8 protein-coding genes are annotated in these 20,450 nt (G+C 55.9%); all 8 read right to left on the bottom strand.

The window, feature by feature from the left end; genetic code table 11:
• Positions 1–15: 15 nt before the first annotated feature.
• The 8 genes from ABJG22_RS13000 to ABJG22_RS12965 all read right to left on the bottom strand — a co-directional run bounded on the left by ABJG22_RS13000 (position 16) and on the right by ABJG22_RS12965 (position 20,424).
• A complete protein-coding gene (locus tag ABJG22_RS13000; RefSeq protein WP_348020694.1) occupies positions 16–2,121 on the bottom strand; it encodes a hypothetical protein in 2,106 nt (701 codons plus the stop codon).
• Positions 2,122–2,126: 5 nt separating this feature from the next.
• The gene (locus ABJG22_RS12995; RefSeq protein WP_348020693.1) at positions 2,127–4,154 is read right to left on the bottom strand and encodes a heme-binding protein; all 2,028 of its coding nucleotides are present in this window, start codon (positions 4,152–4,154) and stop codon (positions 2,127–2,129) included.
• Between the two features lie 10 nt (positions 4,155–4,164).
• Entirely contained in the window at positions 4,165–5,571 is a 1,407-nt protein-coding gene (locus tag ABJG22_RS12990) for a multiheme c-type cytochrome (protein ID WP_348020692.1), read from the bottom strand.
• 168 nt (positions 5,572–5,739) lie between these two features.
• Positions 5,740–7,179, bottom strand: a complete 1,440-nt coding sequence (locus tag ABJG22_RS12985) for an aldehyde dehydrogenase family protein (protein ID WP_348020691.1) — start codon at positions 7,177–7,179, stop codon at positions 5,740–5,742.
• A gap of 11 nt (positions 7,180–7,190) precedes the next feature.
• Positions 7,191–8,837 (bottom strand): acetolactate synthase large subunit, encoded by a 1,647-nt coding sequence (locus ABJG22_RS12980; RefSeq protein WP_348020690.1) that lies wholly within the window; start codon positions 8,835–8,837, stop codon positions 7,191–7,193.
• 146 nt (positions 8,838–8,983) lie between these two features.
• Complete coding sequence (locus ABJG22_RS12975; RefSeq protein WP_348020689.1) at positions 8,984–9,934, bottom strand: D-2-hydroxyacid dehydrogenase; 951 nt, start codon at positions 9,932–9,934, stop codon at positions 8,984–8,986.
• Positions 9,935–10,040: 106 nt separating this feature from the next.
• Entirely contained in the window at positions 10,041–11,486 is a 1,446-nt protein-coding gene (gene cysS, locus ABJG22_RS12970) for a cysteine--tRNA ligase (RefSeq protein ID WP_348020922.1), read from the bottom strand.
• Between the two features lie 58 nt (positions 11,487–11,544).
• A complete protein-coding gene (locus ABJG22_RS12965) occupies positions 11,545–20,424 on the bottom strand; it encodes a hypothetical protein (RefSeq protein WP_348020688.1) in 8,880 nt (2,959 codons plus the stop codon).
• Positions 20,425–20,450: the final 26 nt, after the last annotated feature.

Here is a 20,450-nt window from a genome sequence, read left to right as displayed (position 1 = left end):
CGGTTGGCCAGCGCATCAGAAAGCCAATATCGCGTTGAACAGAATCGAATAGTGAAAGTCCCGTTTGTCCGTCTGGTCGAATAGATCGCGGAAGCCTTCTCCCGGTATCAAAGCAGCGCCCGACAAGCGGAATACGATATTTTGCGTGGCTTTTGGCCGATAGATTGCTGCCATGCTCAAATCCCAGCCGATATCTTTCGGAATTGATCCCTCAACCCGCAACGCTTCTAGGCTCTCGGTCTTGTGGAACCAAAGATGATTGGCATTGGCAGACAGCCGGAAATCGGGAGTTAGATCAGCGTCAGCGCCAATGCCCGCCAATATCGTGCCGGGGTTGTTAAAATTGCTCTGCCCCTGCTCCTTGGAGGAACGGAGGCTGTTGAGGATACCATTGCGACCGTTGATCGAGATGACCCTGCCGCCGCCCGCGAACGGGATGGTCTGGCGGATCCAATAGCTCGTATCTGCTCCGGCGAAAATCGGGTTTTCGAATATCGCATCAAAGCCGGCTTCGGTATTGTTATAGGGATTGCCGTCGCCGCTCGCGAAAAGGCCGGAGGCGCGAAAGCGCAGGAAATCAACATCATAGCTGGCTTCCAAAGCACCGAAATAGGCCGCGATCTTGGTCGGTTCGCTGGTGAAGAAACTGTTCCGGTCCTCACCAAAGGCACCATATGCTTGGCCGGTGAGATTGATCCGGCCGATCCGTCCGTCAAAGGCGTAGCCCGGATAGACGACATCATAGGCACGGCCCCGGATGTCTCCGAGCAATGCGGGACGAACCGGGAAGCCGTTATCATCAATCTCGACGTCGGACTTTTCGCGGTTCATATTATAGGTCAGGCTAAACTGGCTGGTCAGGCCGACGAAGGGCAGATCCTGCCGGTACAGATTGGCGAAGAAAATATAGCTTTCTCGCGGGGTCTGGGTGATGTCATTGAGACCGGAATTGGTGTCTTTTTCCAGCTGGACGAAGGCACCGAGATTATACTGGATCCGGTTGTTGTCGCGGGTACCGAACAGGCGGAAACCAAGCTGGTTGTCCTGAAACAGGAAGCCGCGGAAATCGGCCTGCATCGGCTGAATACCAATGCGGAAACTGTCAAAGTCATAGCGCGCCGACGTGTTGCGGATATGATAGTCGAAAAACGCTTCCTGCACGCCGACAAACCAGTCGGTCCGGTGCGAGGGTTTTGACGGTTCGACGAACAATACCCGGCGTTCCGGGACATTTACATGATTGACCTGTGTTGCCAGCGTCAGCCGATATTCCACGTCGGGCGGTTTATAGGCGGTTGAGCCCTTGATCAGAGCAAAGCCGGTGATGAACGTTTGGGCATAGACTTCGGAACCGGAGCGCCCGAATACGTCGATACTATTGGATCGTTCGGTGGTCTGGACCCCGACGGGGATCGGAAAACTGCGTGGTTCGACAACTGTATCGGAAATCACATTGGCCACAAAGAACCAGTCGTCACCCTTTAGAAAACCCGGCTTTTTGTCCGCCGGTATTGGCTTGTCACCCTTGAGCACATTCTGGGCATAGGGATTGAGCGTGCTGCGGCAGTTGTCTCGCAAAGCGCCGAACAGCGTATAGATTGCTTGATCACCGCCCTTGGCGGGGCATAGACTCTGCAGGATGCGCCAGCGATCGGGGACTGGAAATTCGTCGGTTGGAAAGGCTTCTGGCGGGGGTGCATTGACCGCGCCGGGATTGTTCTGGATCACCCGATCCGGCAATTCTTGCTGGACACCCGGGCGGCGGCGACCATCGATCAGAGCGTCATCGGCTGTCAGGCTTTCAACGTCCATTTCTAGCGGTTCTGGCGCTTCGGACTGATCGGAAATGGAAGACATGGAAGCATCTTTTGGGTTTGGCGCATCGGCTGCGCTAATCTCGCCTTCTTCCGCCGGCTTTGTGTCTGGATCGGGGCCGCCCATGCCCATTTTTGATACAAAACTGACCGGTTTTGACGCTGTTCCGCCAAATTTCTCACCTGCCAGCAAGGCGGTCAAAGAGGCTTCCATGTCCTCGACCGAGGCCTGTTGTGCCTCCATCTGATCAACCTGACCAGATAGGACCGCCAAAATCGGCATGAAGGAATTGGCGAGATCCAACATCCGTCTTACAGCCCCTCGCAAACATTTTGTTCGTTGCTGTCGAGAAACGGAGCAAAGGGACAATTGACATAGCGTAACCGGACATTGGCATTGCCGAGGTCGACGACCACATTGTCGGCCCGGATCGCTTGCGGTGCGTTGCCGATACTGCCAACGCGCTGTCCGGCATTATGCAGTCCCAGAAAACTGACCATGTCGTCTTGATCAATACCGTCGCCGGAAACACCGATGCCACCGATCAGCGTGTCACCGCGATAGATTGGCACGCTGCCCGGGAAAATCTGGATTCCGTTAGACAGACGATTTTGCCCGCCGGTGCCAGCGATTGTTGGCAATTGCGTGCATTGTTGCGCGGTATCGGCACTTGCGCCGCCGGACCGGACGTGCCCCACATGTTGCACGATATTGGGGAAGACCAGATCAAGCTGCAAGCCGACAGCAAAAGGGCTGAACCGCGTCGATTGTTCAACCGATAGCGGGCCGGGTGGACGACCGATTTCGCCATCGGGGAAATAGGGTCTGGAGAGATTGCCGCCCGAACGGTCGGCAAAAGCCACCGTGCCGGTCAAGGCGTTGGGATCGGCTAGAAAAATGCGGGTGCGTTGCACATAGGCGGGTACATTGGCGAAGGGCGCAAATGTTGGTGTAGCAAGCAATTGCTGGCCGGCGATGGCGTTGGAGAAAAAGGCCGCTGTTCTGGCTTTTTGCAACGAAACATCAGTGCCGAAAATCGGACCATCGGGCGAGCGCACAATGCCCAAAATCTGACCATGGGTGTCGACCACACTGACGGTCGCCTGCATGCGGCTATCCAGCGGTTGGCGGATTTGCGCCCGCGAACGGCTAAGAACGTTGAAAGCCTCTTCCAGGACGGCGCGCACTTCGGTTGCCGTTAGCGGGCTGGCAACTGCAGCGCTATCGGTACCGCCCCGAATTGGGAACCGGTTGGTCCCCGTACCATCGGTCAGGATGAACGCGTCGGAATTGGTGAATTCGGCTGCGGTTGCAGCCCGGATGCCGGATGCTTCGGTGCCATAAGCTGTACCGGCCACAATCGCATTGGTGGAATAGCCCTGAATGGCGAGCAGATTGCCAACCGTGGTGTTGATGGCGGCAAAATTATTCTGGAGTGGCGACAGGTCAGAGACCACCATGTCGCTGAACCGCAAGGATGTGCCGTCCACCGATATCCGGTTCGCCGCTATTGAAGCGGGGGGCGCAAAGCCTTGAATTCCGGCGAGGGCCACGGCTTCTTCGTCATCATTGTCAATATCGAGAATATTGGCATCAAAACCATAGTCGCCATCACCCATCACACCGATGCCGCCAACAACGACGCCATCTTTGTACAAGGGAAAGCCACCGGGGTCCGCTGCCAGACCCAGTGGTGACCTTTTCGGGCCGATCAGCGATCCCGCTCCACCTGCGGAGTTGAAACGCTGCGACAGGTCCGAGCAAGGAAGCTGACTGAACTGTACGCCAAACAGCGGCCCGCTTTCTAGGCCAACGGTGGTCGGTGCTGGCGGGAAATGTTCTTGTACGATCTGGCTAGCCGTTCGCGTGGAAAAAGCGTTACCACCGCTGGAAAGATAGGCGCCGGTGACCGCCTTTGCGATAGCGGCCGCCGCGGCTGGCACCTGCTGGCCCTGCAGTCCGATTAGGTCCGCGCTGTTGGCCAAGCCGCCAATCTGCCGGTTGCTAATGGTGATCTCGGTCGACCCGTTGTTCGAACCGTTCATGTCGAACACGGCCAGCACATTGCCGACACGGTCGACCACGGCGATGACCGAAGGAAGATTTCGGGCCTGTGCCTCACCGACTGCTTGGGCGATAATCTGTTGCACATCGGTAACCGTCAAAGCGCGCTGTGCTGGCGGAGTGAACAGGCTGCCCGTTGGCGTCGGCGTTGGCGAAGGAGCCGGAGAAGGTGAGGGCGTCCCGCCAAAATCATTGCTGTCACCGCCACCGCCCCCACAGGATGTGAGGATCAGCGCCGCAGCAGAAATGGCAGAGGTCAAAAAGGGTTTGCGCATTGCCATATCTCTATTTGAGCGACCGGATTGTGCGGACGGCACTGCCTAGTGCCCGACGAAATTTTAGGGGTTCATAGCCATTGGGGTCGGCGACGGCGGAATAGGCGACATTGATTTGTCCGCGCAGGCTGGCAGCGGCGGTTTCGCTGACCTGACCGCTGTTCACCAATCCGTTGAGCAAGGTGTCGACCGCCATGACCGCCTGCACGCTGCCTTCATAGTCGGTGAAGCGTGGCGATGTTGCCTGACCGGCGATGGTCTCCATGATCTGGAATGTCTGGTTGCGGCCAAAGCTGGCATGGGAGAAGCGATCCGCCAGCTGTATCGCATATTGGCGCAATCGGGCGGCTTCCTGAACGGCCGGGCCTCGTCCTTGCGCCATGGCTCCATGAAATGCTTTGGACCGGCTATCGAACTCGCTGGCGATATCCGGCGCAGCCACTTTGATGGCGGCGCTGAGCATGATCATATTCTCATCATTATAGGGCGGCATACCTTCCGGAATGGCCCGGTTGGGATTGTCGACGGATGTTGGGCGCGCCGACGCTTCGTCATAAATCCGGCGGTGGCAGCTATGGCAGTCGTAGAAATAAAATTCAGGGAAAATGCCTTCGGTGGCCAAAGCCGGTTTGGTGAATAGATTGAGCGATCGTTCCAGCGCCATTGCCTGACCCACAGCCCAGAATTGGACGCTGTTGGTGCGTCCCTTGCGGCGGATATAGTCGACATCCTCGTCATGATGCTGCTGCAGGGTGGAAAACAGGTCCATCTCGAAGGAAATGCGTGGATGACCGGCAGCCATGATCCGGTGATCGACAAATTGACCTGTTTTGGCGCTGCCGAAATGGCAGTCGAGGCAGACGCTGGCCCGGGCCTTGGGATTGTCTAGGGGTATCAACCCTTGTGAAACATTGCGGGCATGGCTCGCGCCGACCGCATAATGGCTGGATAGCCACTCGGAGGAGGCGCCATGGCAGGATTCACAGCCTACGCCATCATTGAGTTGAAATCTCGGGCCCTTGGCCGCTGCGGCGGTGCTGTGACAGCCAAGACATTCGGACGCCGATGCCGCGTCCTTGATGCCGAGCCGCTTGGCTATCGCGATGCTACGCGGTTCGCGGAGGACCCGAAAAGCCCGGCTATGCGCACCGCCGGGCGTGGATTCTTCCTGCCAGCGCATGATTTCATCTTGTCTGACAATTTCGCCATCGGCTTCTTGCCGTCCGTGGCAGGTTGACCCGCCACAAGTCGCCACACCCAGATAGGTGCCGCTGTGAATATCTGTTGCTGCTTCTACGGGAGCGGGGCTTGCGATAGTCGAAATGAACAACGCTGTACCGACGAGCGCCGAACAGAATAGGCTAGCGGCCAATACTGGCCAGCCAACTCCCCACGAGAATTTTTTCTCCGTTTGCATCGTTGCCCAATCCGGTTTTAAAACCGGTCCTCTTATGCAGCACAATGCGACCCTATCGTTCTATCCAAACGATGAACTTACCTATCCCTCAACCGGTAGGCAATGCAACAAAAAATCACCCAATTTTGTTTATTTCTTAGGGCTTTCCCGGCTTTTCGGGTGGATCGATTAACCGGCTGTGCGCCGGATCACCAGATTGCGGATCTCGGTCATGTCTTCCATCGCAAATCTTATGCCTTCACGCCCCAAACCGCTGTCCTTGACGCCGCCATAAGGCATGTTGTCGACCCGATAGGATGGCACGTCATTGATCACCACGCCGCCGACATCTAGGTCATCCCAGGCATCGAGTGTTTTGAACAAATCGCGCGTGAAAATCCCGGCCTGTAAACCGAATTTGCTGTCGTTGACCTCTTCCATCGCCGCGCCAAAGTCGCTGAATTTGGAGAGCAGGGCGAGCGGACCAAAGGCTTCCTCTCGATTGGCCTCTGCGTTGCTATCCACATTCTCCAGCAAAGTTGCCTCCAGCATATTGCCGCTGCGATTGCCGCCGCACAACAGGGTCGCGCCGCCCGCGACTGCGCTGTCGATCCAGCCATGGAGGCGTTTTGCCTCGCCTTCTGAAATCATCGGCCCGATGAATGTGTTGCGGTCTTTCGGGTCACCCGCGACCAGCGTCTTGGTCTTGGCCACCAGCATATCTTTGAATCTGTCATAGATGGATTCATGGATGATGATCCGTTGCACGCCGATGCAGCTTTGGCCGGATTGATAAAAGGCACCAAAGATGATCCGTTCCAACGCATCATCGAGATCGGCATCATGATCGACAATGACGGCTGCATTGCCGCCCAGTTCCAAGATAACCGGTTTCTTGCCGGCTTTCGCTTTCAAGTCCCAGCCAACGCCCGGCGATCCGGTGAAGGAAAGCAGTTTCAACCGCTCATCAACGGTGAACAGATCTGCACCGTCACGGCTGGCAGGCAATATGGAAAAGGCGCCTTTCGGTAGATTGGTTTCAGCCAGAATCTCACCCATGATGATCGCACCCAGCGGTGTTTTGCTGGCTGGTTTCATGATGAACGGACAGCCGACCGCAATCGCTGGTGCAATCTTGTGCGCCGCCAGGTTCAACGGAAAATTAAACGGCGAAATGAAACTGCACGGGCCAATGGGAACCCGTTTCCACATGCCCATATAGCCTTTGGCCCGCTCGGCAATATCCAGCGGTTGAACCTCGCCATAGTTGCGCACGGATTCCTCTGCGGCGATGCGGAATGTATCAATCAGACGTCCGACTTCGCCCTCTGCATCCTTGATCGGCTTGCCCGCTTCTATGCACAAGGAATAGGCCAGTTCATCGAACCGCTCTTTGAACCGATCCACACAATGCTGCAGCACATTTTGCCGCTCGTAGCTTGCCATTTTGGCCATGGGCTCAGCAGCAGCAACGGCCCCTGCGATGGCTTCTTCGATCACATCGGGTGTTGCCAATGCTGTCCGGAAAGCGACTTCATTGGTATATTTGTCGGTGACCTCCAGGTCCGTATTGGGCTGTGCCGCTTCATTGTTTAGATAAAGCGGGTAGACGTCTTGTAACTTGGTCATAGGTGCCTCACTCAAGCCTTGGCGCTGAGTTCCTTAATCTCGTGATTCAAAATGCGATCATTGTCAGAATAATCGACGGGGCAATCAATCAGATGAACACCTTCGCTATTCAGACATTGGTCTATCGTTTCCGTTAGATTTTTGGCGCTGGTGATACGATGGCCATTGGCCCCGTAGCTTTCCGCATATTTGACAAAATCAGGGTTGCCATAGGTCAAACCCCAGTCCTTAAAGCCCATATTCGCCTGTTTCCAACGGATCATGCCGTAGCTGCTGTCATTGAGAATGAGCACGGTGATATTGAGCTTTAACCGAACAGCGGTTTCCATTTCCTGGCTGTTCATCATGAAGCCGCCGTCACCGCATATCGCCATCACCTTGCGGTCGGGATAGACCATGGCCGATGCCATGGCAGAGGGCAGGCCGGCGCCCATCGTGGCCAATGCATTGTCGAGCAATACCGTATTGGCTTCACGCGCATTGTAGTTGCGGGCAAACCAGATTTTATAAACACCATTGTCGAGACAGATAATCCCGTCGGCCGGCATCGCCTCGCGCACTTCCTTTACCAAATGGGGGGGATAGATGGGGTAACGCATATCGTCATCCATTGATGCTGTATGCTCTTCCTCAGCCCGCCGCGCCTTGTACATGGCGTCGAAATTCCAGCTGCCGGATGGGACAATGTCTTCCTTCATTTGCCAGATGGCGTTGCCGATATCGCCGATCACTTCGATCTGCGGGAAATAGACCGGATCCACTTCGGCGCTGTTCATCGATACATGGATGACTTCCGTGCCGCCTGGAGCCATGAAAAACGGTGGTTTTTCTATGACATCATGACCAACATTGATGATCAGGTCGGCGGATTCAATTGCCCGGTGGACGAAATCATTCGCCGATAGCGCCGCACAGCCCATGAATTCCTTGTGGGTTTCGTCAACCACGCCCTTGCCCAGTTGAGTGGTGACAAAGGGGATGCCGGTTTTTTCGATAAATTGCGTGAGCATCCGGCCGGTGGTTGTCCGGTTGGCCCCGCCGCCGATGACGATGATCGGAGATTTGGCATTTTCGATTTTCTTGGTTGCCGCGCGCACGGCCTTTGCCTCGGCGACGGGGCGTCGGGTCAGGCTAGGCGTGATCGGAGTGGAATCGGTTTCCTCATCGGCAATATCTTCCGGAAACTCGATATGGGTCGCGCCGGGCTTTTCTTCTTCGGCGAGACGAATGGCTTCGCGCACGCGGCTCGGGATATTATCCGCAGAGGCCAGCTGATGCGTGAATTTGGTAATCGGGCCCATCATGTCAACGACGTCGAGAATCTGGAAACGGCCCTGTTTGGATTTCTTGATTGGTTTCTGGCCGGTCACCATCAGGATCGGCATGCCGCCCAATTGTGCATAGGCCGCTGCGGTCACCAGATTGGTCGCGCCGGGCCCCAACGTCGCCATGCACACGCCGGTCTTGCCGGTATGGCGGCCATAGGTCGCGGCCATGAAGCCAGCGCCCTGTTCGTGCCGGGTGAGAATGAGTTGGATTTTCTTCGACCGCGAAAGGCTGTCGAGCATGTCGAGATTTTCTTCACCGGGAACGCCGAACAGATATTCAACGCCTTCGTTTTCCAGACATTCTACAAAGAGATCGGATGCTTTGGTCATATGGGTCCTTCCCTGATCGTCATGATCAGTTGGTCTACGATGGAACGGTAGCGACCCCAGAGCTGGTTTCTTTCTCCTCAAGAAAGAGACTCACCCTTACCCCTATATTATTGTTTGATATGCTAAATATGGCTGCAAGTCACGCCTCAATATCCACGATCAAAATCGGCAACGGCAATCATCTTTTCGCCATTTTGAAAGCGTTTTAGATTCTCCACAAATCGTGCCGCAGCCCGTTGAAACATCAGGGTTTGTGCCTGGCCGGACAGATGCATGGTAATGATGCAATTGGGAGCATCCCAGAGCGGATGATCGGCTGGCAAGGGCTCCGGATCGGCAACGTCGAGCGCTGCCCCGCCGATGGCTTTGCTGTTCAAGGCTTCGAGCAGCGCATCCTGATCAACCAATGATCCACGCGCGACATTCACCAGCCATGCCGATGACTTCATCGCTGCAAATTCGGCCGCGCCCATCAAATGTTTGGTTTCGCCCGTTGCCGGCGCGGAGATAAAGACCCAGTCAAACTCGCCAAGCCGGTCGCGCCAGTCGTCGAGCCCGATGACATTGGGTTCTCCTGTGGCGGTGCGCCGGACAGCGGTCACCTCGACCTCAAAGCCGGAGAGCTTCTTCGCAATCTGCTGCCCGATGCCGCCATAGCCGATGATCAGCGCCTTGCTGCCGTCAATCTCGGTGGTGCCCGGTGGTGTCTCCAGCCAATTGTGCTGGCGCTGATTGTCGATGATAATATCGCTGCGCTTGGCCGCCATCAGCATTTGCATCACCGCAAATTCAGCAATGGGCGCGCTGTTCAGGCCGGCGCCGTTGGTCAGGATTGTGCCCTGTGCCTTAAGCTGATCGAGCGGGAAATGTTCGACGCCCGCATAGATGCTGTTGAGCCATTTTAAGTTGGTTGCTGCGCCAATGATCGCTGCCATCTTATCCTTGTCATACATGTCAAACCAACCAATGTCGGCATGCGGCGCGATCTCCATTGCTTCTTCGGTGCTGGTGAACCATGTGACATCGAGATCGCCGCAATGCGGTTCGACCATAGGGCGAACGAGGGAAGCCATAGCGGCTTTTGGTTTGGTGCTCATAGATCGGTCTCCTAAAAAGTCATTCGTGCAATGACCGGAAACCACACTCCGATCTAAGCGTTGCAATGCCGGTCCCGCGTCTGCGCGCGGGTACCAAAGCAAAAGTTTATATCTTCCAGTCCCAGCGCAGTGCGTCGCCGTCCATCAATTCCACGCCTTGTGCAGTAAGTTCATCGCGAATGGCATCAGCTGCCGCGAAATCTTTCTCCGCTTTGGCTTTCTGGCGCTGGTCGAGTTTTGCCTCGATGTTCGCTTCATCAAGTGCAGCATCTTTGGGGCGAACGCGCAATGCGGTACGCGTCAAGCTGTTGAGTTCCAGACCCAAAATTGCATCCATATCGGAGAGCAAGGTGACCCTTTGATCAGCAGGCAGTTTCTTGCGAGTGAGCAAGTCTTCCAGCAGCGGCAATGATTTCGAACTGTTCAAATCTTCGCTGAGTGCGGCATCGAATTTGTCCCGCAACTCGACAAGGGCAGGATGTTCTATCACCGCCGACTGGCCGTCTGCTTTCTCCAGCAGCCGTTCCACGCCCATCACGATACGCTTCAACCGGGTCAATGCCGCAACCAGATTGTCCCAGCTGAATTCCAGCTCGCTCCGGTAATGCGCCTGCAGGCACATCATGCGATAGGCGAGGGGATGGAAGCTCCGGTCGATCAGAACCTGAAGGCGCAGAAAATCACCGCTGGATTTGGACATCTTGCCAGCCCGATCGATCAGGAAATTATTGTGCATCCAGATATTGGCACCGCTATGTTCCGAGCAATTATGGGCCTGGTTTTGCGCGATTTCATTGGGGTGGTGAATCTCGCGATGGTCGATACCGCCAGTGTGAATATCAAATGTTTCGCCGAGATATTTGATGCTCATCTGCGAGCATTCGAGATGCCAGCCTGGAGCCCCCTTGCCCCAAGGGCTATCCCATTCCATCTGCCGGGTTTCGCCGGCGGGCGTCTTGCGCCAGATGGCAAAATCCTGTGGATTGCGTTTGCCTTCGACCGTGTCGATCCGACCTTCAATATCATCGCTTTGCGTCCCAGCGAGCCGACCATAATCGGGCACGGTGCTGACATCAAAATAAAGTCCGCTATCCAGCTTATAGCAATGTTTGTCGGCGATGCTTTTGCCGAAGGCGATCATCTCTTCGACATGATCGGTGGCAATCGCCCATTTTGCTGGCTGCCGGATGTTGAGGCGATCGATATCCTGCCAATAGGCATCGGTATAATATTTGGCGATGTCCCAAGCGGACTTTCCGGATTGCGCAGCGGCCTTTTCCATCTTGTCGTCGCCAGCGTCGGCGTCGGAGGTCAGATGGCCGACATCGGTGATATTGATGATATGGGTGAGCTTATAGCCCTTCCAGCTGAGCGTCCGACCCAGTAGATCAGCGAAAATATAGGCGCGCATATTGCCGATATGCTGAAAGTTATAGACGGTCGGGCCGCAGGTATAGACGCGCGCTTCGCCTTCATGGACGGGCACGAACTCTTCCATTTGGCGAGTCAGGCTGTTGAACAGTTTCAGCGGATGTGCGGCGGTATCATTCATCATCCATCGCCTAATGGCTTTCCGCGCAAAAGGTCAACAGATCAATTGATCATCGGGATCATTCTGCCGGTTCGAGTTCTTTATCTTCCTCGTCCTCTTCTTCTGCCTCTCCGCCAACCCACAGATCATCATTGCCTGCGCCGGTAACCGGTTCGTCGATCAGCGGTTCGTCCACCCGGTCCTCAATATCTTTGAGTATGATCAAATCGGTTGCGAGCGGGTCTACCGGATAGCGTTCCGGTGTGATCTCTTCGTCAATCACATCCTGCACCGGATTGTTCGGCTGGGATGTATCAACGCCAGGTTCTGGTTCAGTCGGCGGAGTGGGAGGCAGTGGCCCGCAACTGGCCGGGTTATTGATGGCACAGCCATTGATTGTGGAAGCGGGATCAAAGTCAATCGCAACATCGGTGGCCGGCAGTGTATCCACGCCGCTTGCACCGCCAACAACGGCATTTATGACAATATTGGCGACGCCTGTTGACTGTCCTGAAATCAACAGGCTGCCAGCGTTGATCCCGCGGCGATCGGCAAAGTCGGTCCCATTGCCCGTGTTCTGGATCAACAGGTTGTCGGCAACGTCAATTTGGACATTGTCGGCCCGGATCAAACCATCCGGAAGATTGACCCCATCATTGTCGGCCAGACGACTGTCGATATCGGCGGTGCTGAGACCGGCAATGGCATCCAGCGCCAGATTGGTCATGGCATAGATATTGAATGCAGAGATTGAGAGACTACCACTGCCCGAGAAGCTGCCGTTTGCATCGGTCATCTGGATGATAGCAGTTGCGGCGTCGATATACAGATCCTGGCTGGCGGATAAATTCAGACCGGAATTGCTGTTGGCATTGCTGAAATCAACTAGCCCGGTAACGGTCATAGATTGGTTGGATAGCAGATTCAGACTGTTGTTTGGTCCAACATTGGCTGGTTGGATACCGCTGATATTGTCGGCAACGAGGATGTTGAGATCCTGCACAATCATATCGAATCCGCCCAGTCCGGTCGACAAGGCGGTGATCGTGAGATCGCCGCCCGAATGGATGCGGCTGAACTGATCGTTGCTAATAGAGAAAACACCGGTCGGGTCATTGGCACCGCCCAACACCATCTGTGTCGTGCCATCCGAGAATATCTGAATGTCGCCGGTCCGGTTGGTCTGGCCCAAGCCACCGTCCGGACCTATGTTCAGATCAGCGCTCTCTGTCAGAATATTGGTGCCCAGCGTCGGTGCTTGAATATCGATCAAACCACCGGCGGTAATTTGCAGATCATTGGCCGCATCGACTAAGCTGTTTATGATCACGTCATCCACCGCGCTGATGAAAATGTCGCCGCCGACCGCAACGGTCAATGCTATCGCATTTTGCTGTGAAACGAAGCTGATAGGGGCTGGGGCAGGGACGTTGGATATCGTGTTGATGGTTGCCGAACCGCCCGCCGCAATGACAATATCACCATTAGCTTGCGCATCTTGAACATCCAGATTTCCCGATGAGCTCAAAGCGATGTCGCCATCGGTGGCTTCTGCAATGACGGCCATATCTTGCTGTGACACAAGCGAAACGCCCTCACCGGAGGCGACGATGACATTGGCGGCGTCAACGTTATTTGTCACATCGACCAAGCCGTTGGCGGCCGTCAGGAAAATATCATTGCCGGAAACGTCATCGATTTCAATTCCACTGTCGGCAGCGATGTCGACTTGGCCCTGACCCGTCTGCGATGCAGTCACGGCGTCAGCGGTAAATGCTCCTTGCGTCTGGGCGCTGACATTGGTGGCGCTGTCCAGCGACCCGACGGTTATGTCACCACCGCCATTTGCTGTAATTTCAATATTGTCGCCGCTTGAAACAGCATCAAGGACAATGTCATCATTGGTCTCGATTGAAACCGCGCCGTCTGCGTCAATGTCGCCGCCGGTAAGAGCGCCAGCATTACTGCTCATCTCGACGCTTCCCGATGTATCCAGTGAGGCGAAGGTGATTGTGCCATCACTATCGATATCAATGTCCCCGCCACTTGCTGAGTTAAGCGCGATGGTGTTGCCGGTGATGGACAGTTCGTCATCGCCATTGGCGTCGTCTAAGTCTACCGAGCCGCCGGCGTCTATTGTGAGGGAGGCGGCTGTTGTTGCCGATCCGCCATTCATGTTGCCGTCGGCGTTGAATGTCATGTCACCGCTGCTAGCGGCGTCGGTAAAGGTGATATTGCCCCCTGCATCGACAGTGAACGTGCCACCCTGTGCATTGAGATCGGCAAAGCCGACATCGCCGGCGGCCTCCAGATCAATCGCGCCGCCAACCGTAGCCGCAGAAGTGACTTCGACGTTACCCGCCGTGGCGTCGAGGGCCAGATCGCCGCCAACGCTGCTATTGTTCAGGGTGACGGATGTGCCTGTGATGCTGGTGTCACCGCCGCTGATGCTGTTCGCCATTGTCGAGGTTCCGGCGGTTGTCACGCTAATGTCATTGGTGGCATCCACCGTGCCGAAGCTGGCGTTACCTGCGGTCGTTTCGGCGGTCACGGAACCACCCGATATTATATCACCAACGTCAATCGTCTGCGCGGTCAGATCAATATTATCTTCGCTTTCAATATCGCCTGCACCGCCGGTGCCTGTACCGATGGTGCCGTTGGCTGCGGTCAGAGAAATGGCATTGGGGGAAGTGATGCTGTCGAACAATATGTCGCTGTTGCTGACCAAATTAATATCGTCCGATTGTGCATCGCCAATCGTGATAGTATCACCAGTGATATTGAGCGCATCGGCCCCATCCAGATCGCCGCCATTTATGTTGCCACCTGCATCCATATCGATGGTGGTAGAGCTTGTTGCTTCCGCAAAGGATATGTCGCCGCTTGCATCAAGCGTCATGGCAGCACCGGCGGTTAGGGCCGTAGCTGTAATATCGTTGCCATCGGCAGTCAGTGTCATCGCGCCACCGGCAGAGGAATCACCAGATAGTTCAATACCCAAATCGGACGTTAGATCGAGAGATCCGGTTGCGTTCGCTGACAAAAGGCTAATATCGCCGCCGCCGCCGCTGATATCACCGCCTGCATCAAGGTCTCCGGTTTGAACGGAGGTCAGTCCGAAAAGATCAATATTGCCACCGGCGGTGATATCGCCTGGCCCGGATTGTTGGATTATGTTGCCGCTAGAGGCGAAGATATTCACATCATTTGTTGCATTTAACGATCCAAACCGGACATCTTGGATGTTTGCGGTCAGGTCTATAGCGCCCGCTGTGGCAGTCGCGACAAAGACATCATCACCCAAGATCGTCAGATCGCCCGTTGCACCGGCACTCTGTACGGAAACGATGGCGCCCTGCACATCAATCATATCACCGGCTAAGCTGGTAGCTGTCACATCCAGAAGAGCATTGAGATTGATCACCGGTGCATCGAGCGCTCCGGTTGCGTTTATAGCCCCTCCGATAGAATCGATATCAATGAATGTTCCGGCATCAACAGACCCGCCGGAAACGTCACCATCGCTGGCGGTTAATGTCGTACCGAGGCTGGATGTCAGAGACTGGAAGCCGACATTGTCGCCGGTTAGAAGAATGGCATTGGCACCCGTAGTGGTGCCGAGGAACACATCGCCTGGGTCCGTATCGCCAGCGATCAGATTGATATCCTGATTAGCTACGGTGATCTGATTGAAACTTATATCATTGCCCGCCGTCACCTGAAAACGGACCGCGGCACCCTGCGTATAAGTGCCGACGGTGATGCTACCGGGCACGGCATAATTTGTTTCATTCGCCCCACCCACGGTTGCGACTTGCGTCAATTGTCCGTCGGTGGTGATCGAGTCTGCATTAATATTGATACCGACTGTGATGCCGATGTCATTGCTACTGTCGAGGGCGGCTGTCCCGAGCAGGCTGCCAGCGGCTTCTATGGTTATGGCATCGCTTGTCGTGGAAACGTCGGCGAGGTCTACATTGCCTTCACTGCTTTGCAGAGCGAGCACGGTTGTAGCGTCCAGCGTTGTTGCTATGCCGGTCGTTCCCATGACAATATCGCGGCGGGTCGTTACCAATATCTGGTCGGCTGCAACGGAGCCGCTCTCTACCACTGCCTGGATCACATCATTGTTACTCACTTGACCAACGTAGACAAGATTGGCCGCGTTGAGCGTTCCGAGACAAATATTACCCTCGACACATTGTGCGCTCAGCAGGGCGTTGTCGTCGCTCGGGGTTACACCATTGGCAGGTGCATCGTTGATATCCGCGCTGATCGAGCTGGCGGTGATTGTACCGCCCAGGCCATCAATTGCATTTGCCGTCATCACGACCGCGAAATCATTGGCATCAATATCGCCAGCGGCAACAATAGACGCGATTGGCGTATTTGTGACGGTCGTGAGCTGCGTCAGGCTGCCCGCTTGCAAGAAGAGATTATTGGAGTCCAGAAACGGCATGGCAGCGTTAGGCGCTACCGCGGCATTGTCACCCGCAACAAGGCTCGCGCCGGTCTGGATGATGATGTCATCTCCGGTCTGTACCGTTAGGCCATGGTCCGAAACCGTGTTGCTACCAGACGAGAATATCGCGCTTCCGCCGGCATTTATTGTGATGAATCCCGTGGAGGTCACTTCGCCCGTTATGGTAGCATTATAGTTCGGGTCGTAAGTGCCCAGTGAATCGAACCCGGCATCAATCAGCATTTCCGGTCCGAGGACGAACGTTGACAATGTGGTCGGCGTTCCGGTCACCGCCGCATTATTCACATTTACAGCAAATTGGGCAGAAATATTCACAGACTCCACGCCCGCGATATCGGCAATGGTGGCATTTTGCTCTGCACGCACAAAGACCGTATTTGCGGCGTTGATCATAGAACCGGCGGTGCTGATGAAATCGCCTTGCGCGGTGGCATCGAAACTGCCTGTGACGTCGATGGAATTTACCGGTATCGTGTTATTTGTGTGATCGATGAGGATATTTTGATCGCTGGTCAGGCTAGCATTGCCGCCGACCGTCATCTGGCCATCGCCATCGAAATCATATTCGATATTGCCGCCGACATTGACCGTCAGATCACCGGTAATGGCGATGGCACCGCTGTTGCCGGTCGCGAAAAATCCGCTAATCGGTAGACCGGAAGTGCTTGTTGCCTGCACATTGAGTGACGCCAGCGTGATCAAACCTGCAGGGTCGATCGACGTGTCTGTAATTTCGAAGCGCCCGCCGGAACCGGTTGGAGTGCCGAGAACATCTCCTCCATTATAGCCACCCGCCAACACGCTAACATCGCCAACGGTGATTATGCCAGGACTACCCTCTTGCACTTCGATAACGCCGGTGCCGCCGATTCCGCTACCGCTAGCTCCGCTGAGACCGAGGGTACCGGAGGCGCCAAAAATTCCACCGTCACCGCCATTGGTTGCCTGCCCCGTGGTGGTGATTGAGATATCATTGCCCGTAATCGTGGCGCCTTGGGCCAATAGACGAGCCGTTCCTCCGGTAGCGTCGCCGCCACTTCCGCCATCGCCAGCGGTGCTATCATAGGAGTTTCCGCCCGCACCAGCATTGCCTGCCGTGCCGGTGCTGGTCAGCGCAAAAGTGCCGTTGGTGATATTTACAACCGCTCCCGTCCTTGCAACGATTTCCACCGTCCCGCCCGTTGCATCGCCACCTGATCCGCCATCACCTCCGTCAATTCCGGGCCCAATTATGTAGTAGCCAACGGCACCGCCTCCACCCGTTGCGTTGGCCTCGAGCGTCAGCACATCCAAATCGATGTTCCCGTTAGCACCTGTGACTTCCAAGCGCGCTGTCCCAGCCGTTGCGTTGCCGCCATTTCCGCTGTTACCGACTATATTACTGTCGAAGTTCCGACTTCCCGCACTACCCGCACCGCCTGTTGCATTGGCAACGATCGTCGGATCGTCCAGCTGGGCGCTAACGTTATTGATATTGATTACAGCGACTCCGCCAAAAGCTGCACCGCCGTTTCCGCCGTCCAGGCCATCTCCACCCGCGCCGCCAATGCCGCTGGCATCAACTACATAGGCTGCATCATTGAGATCGTTCTGATTGATGTTGATGGTGGCATTGCCACCGGTTCCGATGCCACCCGCCCCGCCAGTATTGTCCGCGTCGCCGATTGTTAAGCCAACATTGCCGCCACCACCGCCAGTTCCCACCGATGTTACGGAAAGTTGAGCAAAATTAAGCGTGCCAGCTGTATTGTTAAACGTAGCATCGCCGCCCGTGGCGTTCCCTCCGACACCGCCAACGCCCGCCGGAATTAATGCGCCAAGTCCATCGATTGTAGAGGTCGAGGTACCGCCCGAACCGCCGTCAGCGCTTGCGCTGACAATAATCGTGTCCGCTGTAATGGTTGCGGTCCCGTCCAAGTTGAAGATGGCGGTCCCTCCGATTCCGGCACCACCAGCGCCGCCATCGGAGCCGGTACCGTCACCGCCCGCCCCGGTGGCGCCGAATGGAGCCAGATCTTGATTGTTGCCGAACGCGGACACGGTCAAGGTTTCGGTGACGTTTAAAGTGCCACTTGTGCCGTTAAATGTAGCCGTACCACCGGTCCCCGTGCCACCCGCCCCACCCGAAGTGCCGTCGGCAATATCACCATCGGTTCCGTCACCGCCGAAGCCGTTGGCTGTAACATCGAGATTGGCAACCGTTGTATTGCCACCGTTTAGATCGAAGGCAACGTTTCCGCCTTGCCCGTCGCCGCCGTCGCCAGCCGATACGGTGGCAGCAAGCGCTGAAAAAGCAGCAGGTGCAGCAAAAGCAGCGGGTGCGGCTCGTAAGCTTGAGAATGTCGATATCGCCGGAGCTGGCGAGCTGGTTAAAGCTCCGCCGCTGCCGCCTGAGCCATCGAGATGGATGGAAATGTCTCCGGTCGTGAACGAGCCGTCGCGCATATCAAAACCAACATCGCCACCGGAACCGCTGCCGCCCGTACCGATGACATTGTTGCTGTCGGACGCAATTGTACCGCTCGCATCGATGTCGACATCGGCCAGCGCCAGCACGCCGCCGGAGCCTTCCACTCGGAAGTCAATCGCGCCGCCTTGCGCGCTTCCGGTGCCGGTCAAACCGGTGCCATTTCCGCCGATTGCGGCGGTGTTGATGGATGTCAGGCCGGTGATATTGATGGTAGCATCATCGACATGAAGAAAAGCATCACCGCCGGCCGCGTTGCTCGCATTGCTGGTATTGCCTACGGCTTTTGTGGAAAATGAGGTCTGGCTGGACGTAAATGTACCGCCATTCCGGGCGATCAGATTGATATCTCCGCCCCAAGCGGTTCCGTTTTGGACGTCTCCTTTGCCGCCCTGGGCGTTAGCGGTAAATTCCGCAGTCCCACTGACGACAAAATTACCGGCGCTGCCGATTTCCATATTGATATCGCCAGCGACTGCGTCCTGTCCGATTCCGGTGCCGCCATTATTGCGGGTGGAGCCATGGTCATCCAATCCGGTGGCGCTCGTATCCACGATGAGATTGCCGGTCGTCAGAAATCCGTTCGATGTTGTGCTGGCGGCTCCTGCCTGATCGACATTGATATTGATTGCGCCGCCGGTACCATCGGCTCCGGCGCGCAAGGTCACATTGCCGCTAGTGCTGATCATACCGCCACCAAGGGCGTCGATATCGATCCGCTTTCTCGCTTCGAGGGAAAGATCCTGCGTGCCGACTATGTTGTTGGTGACGATGGAATCGGTCGCGGAGGTCGTGACTGCGCTGATGCCATTGGTGGCAAAGGCGGAGGTGGATGAACCGAAAGCAGCATTTTCTATTTGAATATTTGAATCGGAATCCACTGCTGTTTTGTCAAAAGCAAAACCGGCAGCGGTCTGGTCACCGGTAGTCGCCACGTTGGCGCCCGCGCTTAGCACTATGGTGCCATTGACGACCGAGGCGCTGGCAGCGGGCTGATAGCCGATGTTGCCGCCGACCAACATGGTCAGTGCATCATTTTTGGCTATGGCAACCGCATAGATGGCCTGTGCATCGGCATTGGTGATATTGCCACGGCCGTCGGAAGTCGGGCTTGAAGAAGGGCCGGTGGTGGTCCCGCTGTGAACGACGCCATTGGCATCTGATGTTCCCATGCCGATCGAAATATCGAACAGCCCGTTGTTGATCGTCAGGTCTGCCTGCTCGGCAGCGACATAGGCTACCGATCCGTCGACCGTGACGGTGCCGCCCTGAACGACCCGTGGTGCCACCATGGCAACATAGCTGCTGCCATTGTTGAGCGCGTTTATCTGCGCGCCTGCCATGATTTCTACGCGTGATTTGCTATCTGCAACGCCACGGAACCGGATCTCGTCGTTGGAGCCAAAAAGGCCTCTGTCGGTATCGATATCGTTGGTCGTTAAGACCAGACTGCCGACATCAAAACGGCTGGTAGCGCCGGCAATGATACCGCCTGGACTATAGAACCAGACATTCCCGCCCGCCGTGGTCGCCGCCGTGTCGATAAAACTCTCAACGATGCCATTGAACTGCACCGGCCTGCCATCTGCGGATGCAGCCGGTAATATACGGTTTAGAACCGTATAGTCTAAGCCATTGGAGGTGAATCGAAGCGTTCGGCCGCTTGGCAATATGTTGATCGGATTGTTGACCAGCCCGTTAGCATCGAAGCTCGGTGAAGCCGTATCAAGCGGCGTCCAGTTTATGACCACTTCGCTCAGCGAGATATCGAGTTGATCGAGATTGGTTGTGCGCGGACTGGAAAATACCACGCCTCCGGTCGGACTGGTGGCACCAGCCTGAAATGCTTGGCCGTCAATGGGCGCAATGGCTTGGCCGTGCGCTGGTTGCGCCGTCGACGCCAGCAGGAATGCGGCTGCGGCCATCGAACTGCCTGACAGCCACCGCATTTTTCCGGCGATGCTTGGGACCGGTTTCTGACTTCCGGTTTGCGTTTCGATCATCATGATGATGTCCTTGGGGCGAAAATTGG

This window comes from Parasphingorhabdus sp., assembly GCF_039939955.1.
GTDB lineage: Bacteria > Pseudomonadota > Alphaproteobacteria > Sphingomonadales > Sphingomonadaceae > Parasphingorhabdus.
The sequence above is the reverse complement of the archived record's forward strand: the minus strand, read 5'-3'. Positions and strand labels throughout refer to the sequence as shown.

What these genes read in the sequence shown, in the direction of transcription:
- ABJG22_RS12985 (WP_348020691.1), bottom strand. Translation starts at nt 7,179, where the DNA reads ATGACCAAGTTACAAGACGTCTACCCGCTTTATCTAAACAATGAAGCG.
- ABJG22_RS12965 (WP_348020688.1), bottom strand. Translation starts at nt 20,424, where the DNA reads ATGATGATCGAAACGCAAACCGGAAGTCAGAAACCGGTCCCAAGCATC.
- ABJG22_RS12995 (WP_348020693.1), bottom strand. Translation starts at nt 4,154, where the DNA reads ATGCGCAAACCCTTTTTGACCTCTGCCATTTCTGCTGCGGCGCTGATC.
- cysS (WP_348020922.1), bottom strand. Translation starts at nt 11,486, where the DNA reads ATGAATGATACCGCCGCACATCCGCTGAAACTGTTCAACAGCCTGACT.
- ABJG22_RS13000 (WP_348020694.1), bottom strand. Translation starts at nt 2,121, where the DNA reads ATGTTGGATCTCGCCAATTCCTTCATGCCGATTTTGGCGGTCCTATCT.
- ABJG22_RS12975 (WP_348020689.1), bottom strand. Translation starts at nt 9,934, where the DNA reads ATGAGCACCAAACCAAAAGCCGCTATGGCTTCCCTCGTTCGCCCTATG.
- ABJG22_RS12980 (WP_348020690.1), bottom strand. Translation starts at nt 8,837, where the DNA reads ATGACCAAAGCATCCGATCTCTTTGTAGAATGTCTGGAAAACGAAGGC.
- ABJG22_RS12990 (WP_348020692.1), bottom strand. Translation starts at nt 5,571, where the DNA reads ATGCAAACGGAGAAAAAATTCTCGTGGGGAGTTGGCTGGCCAGTATTG.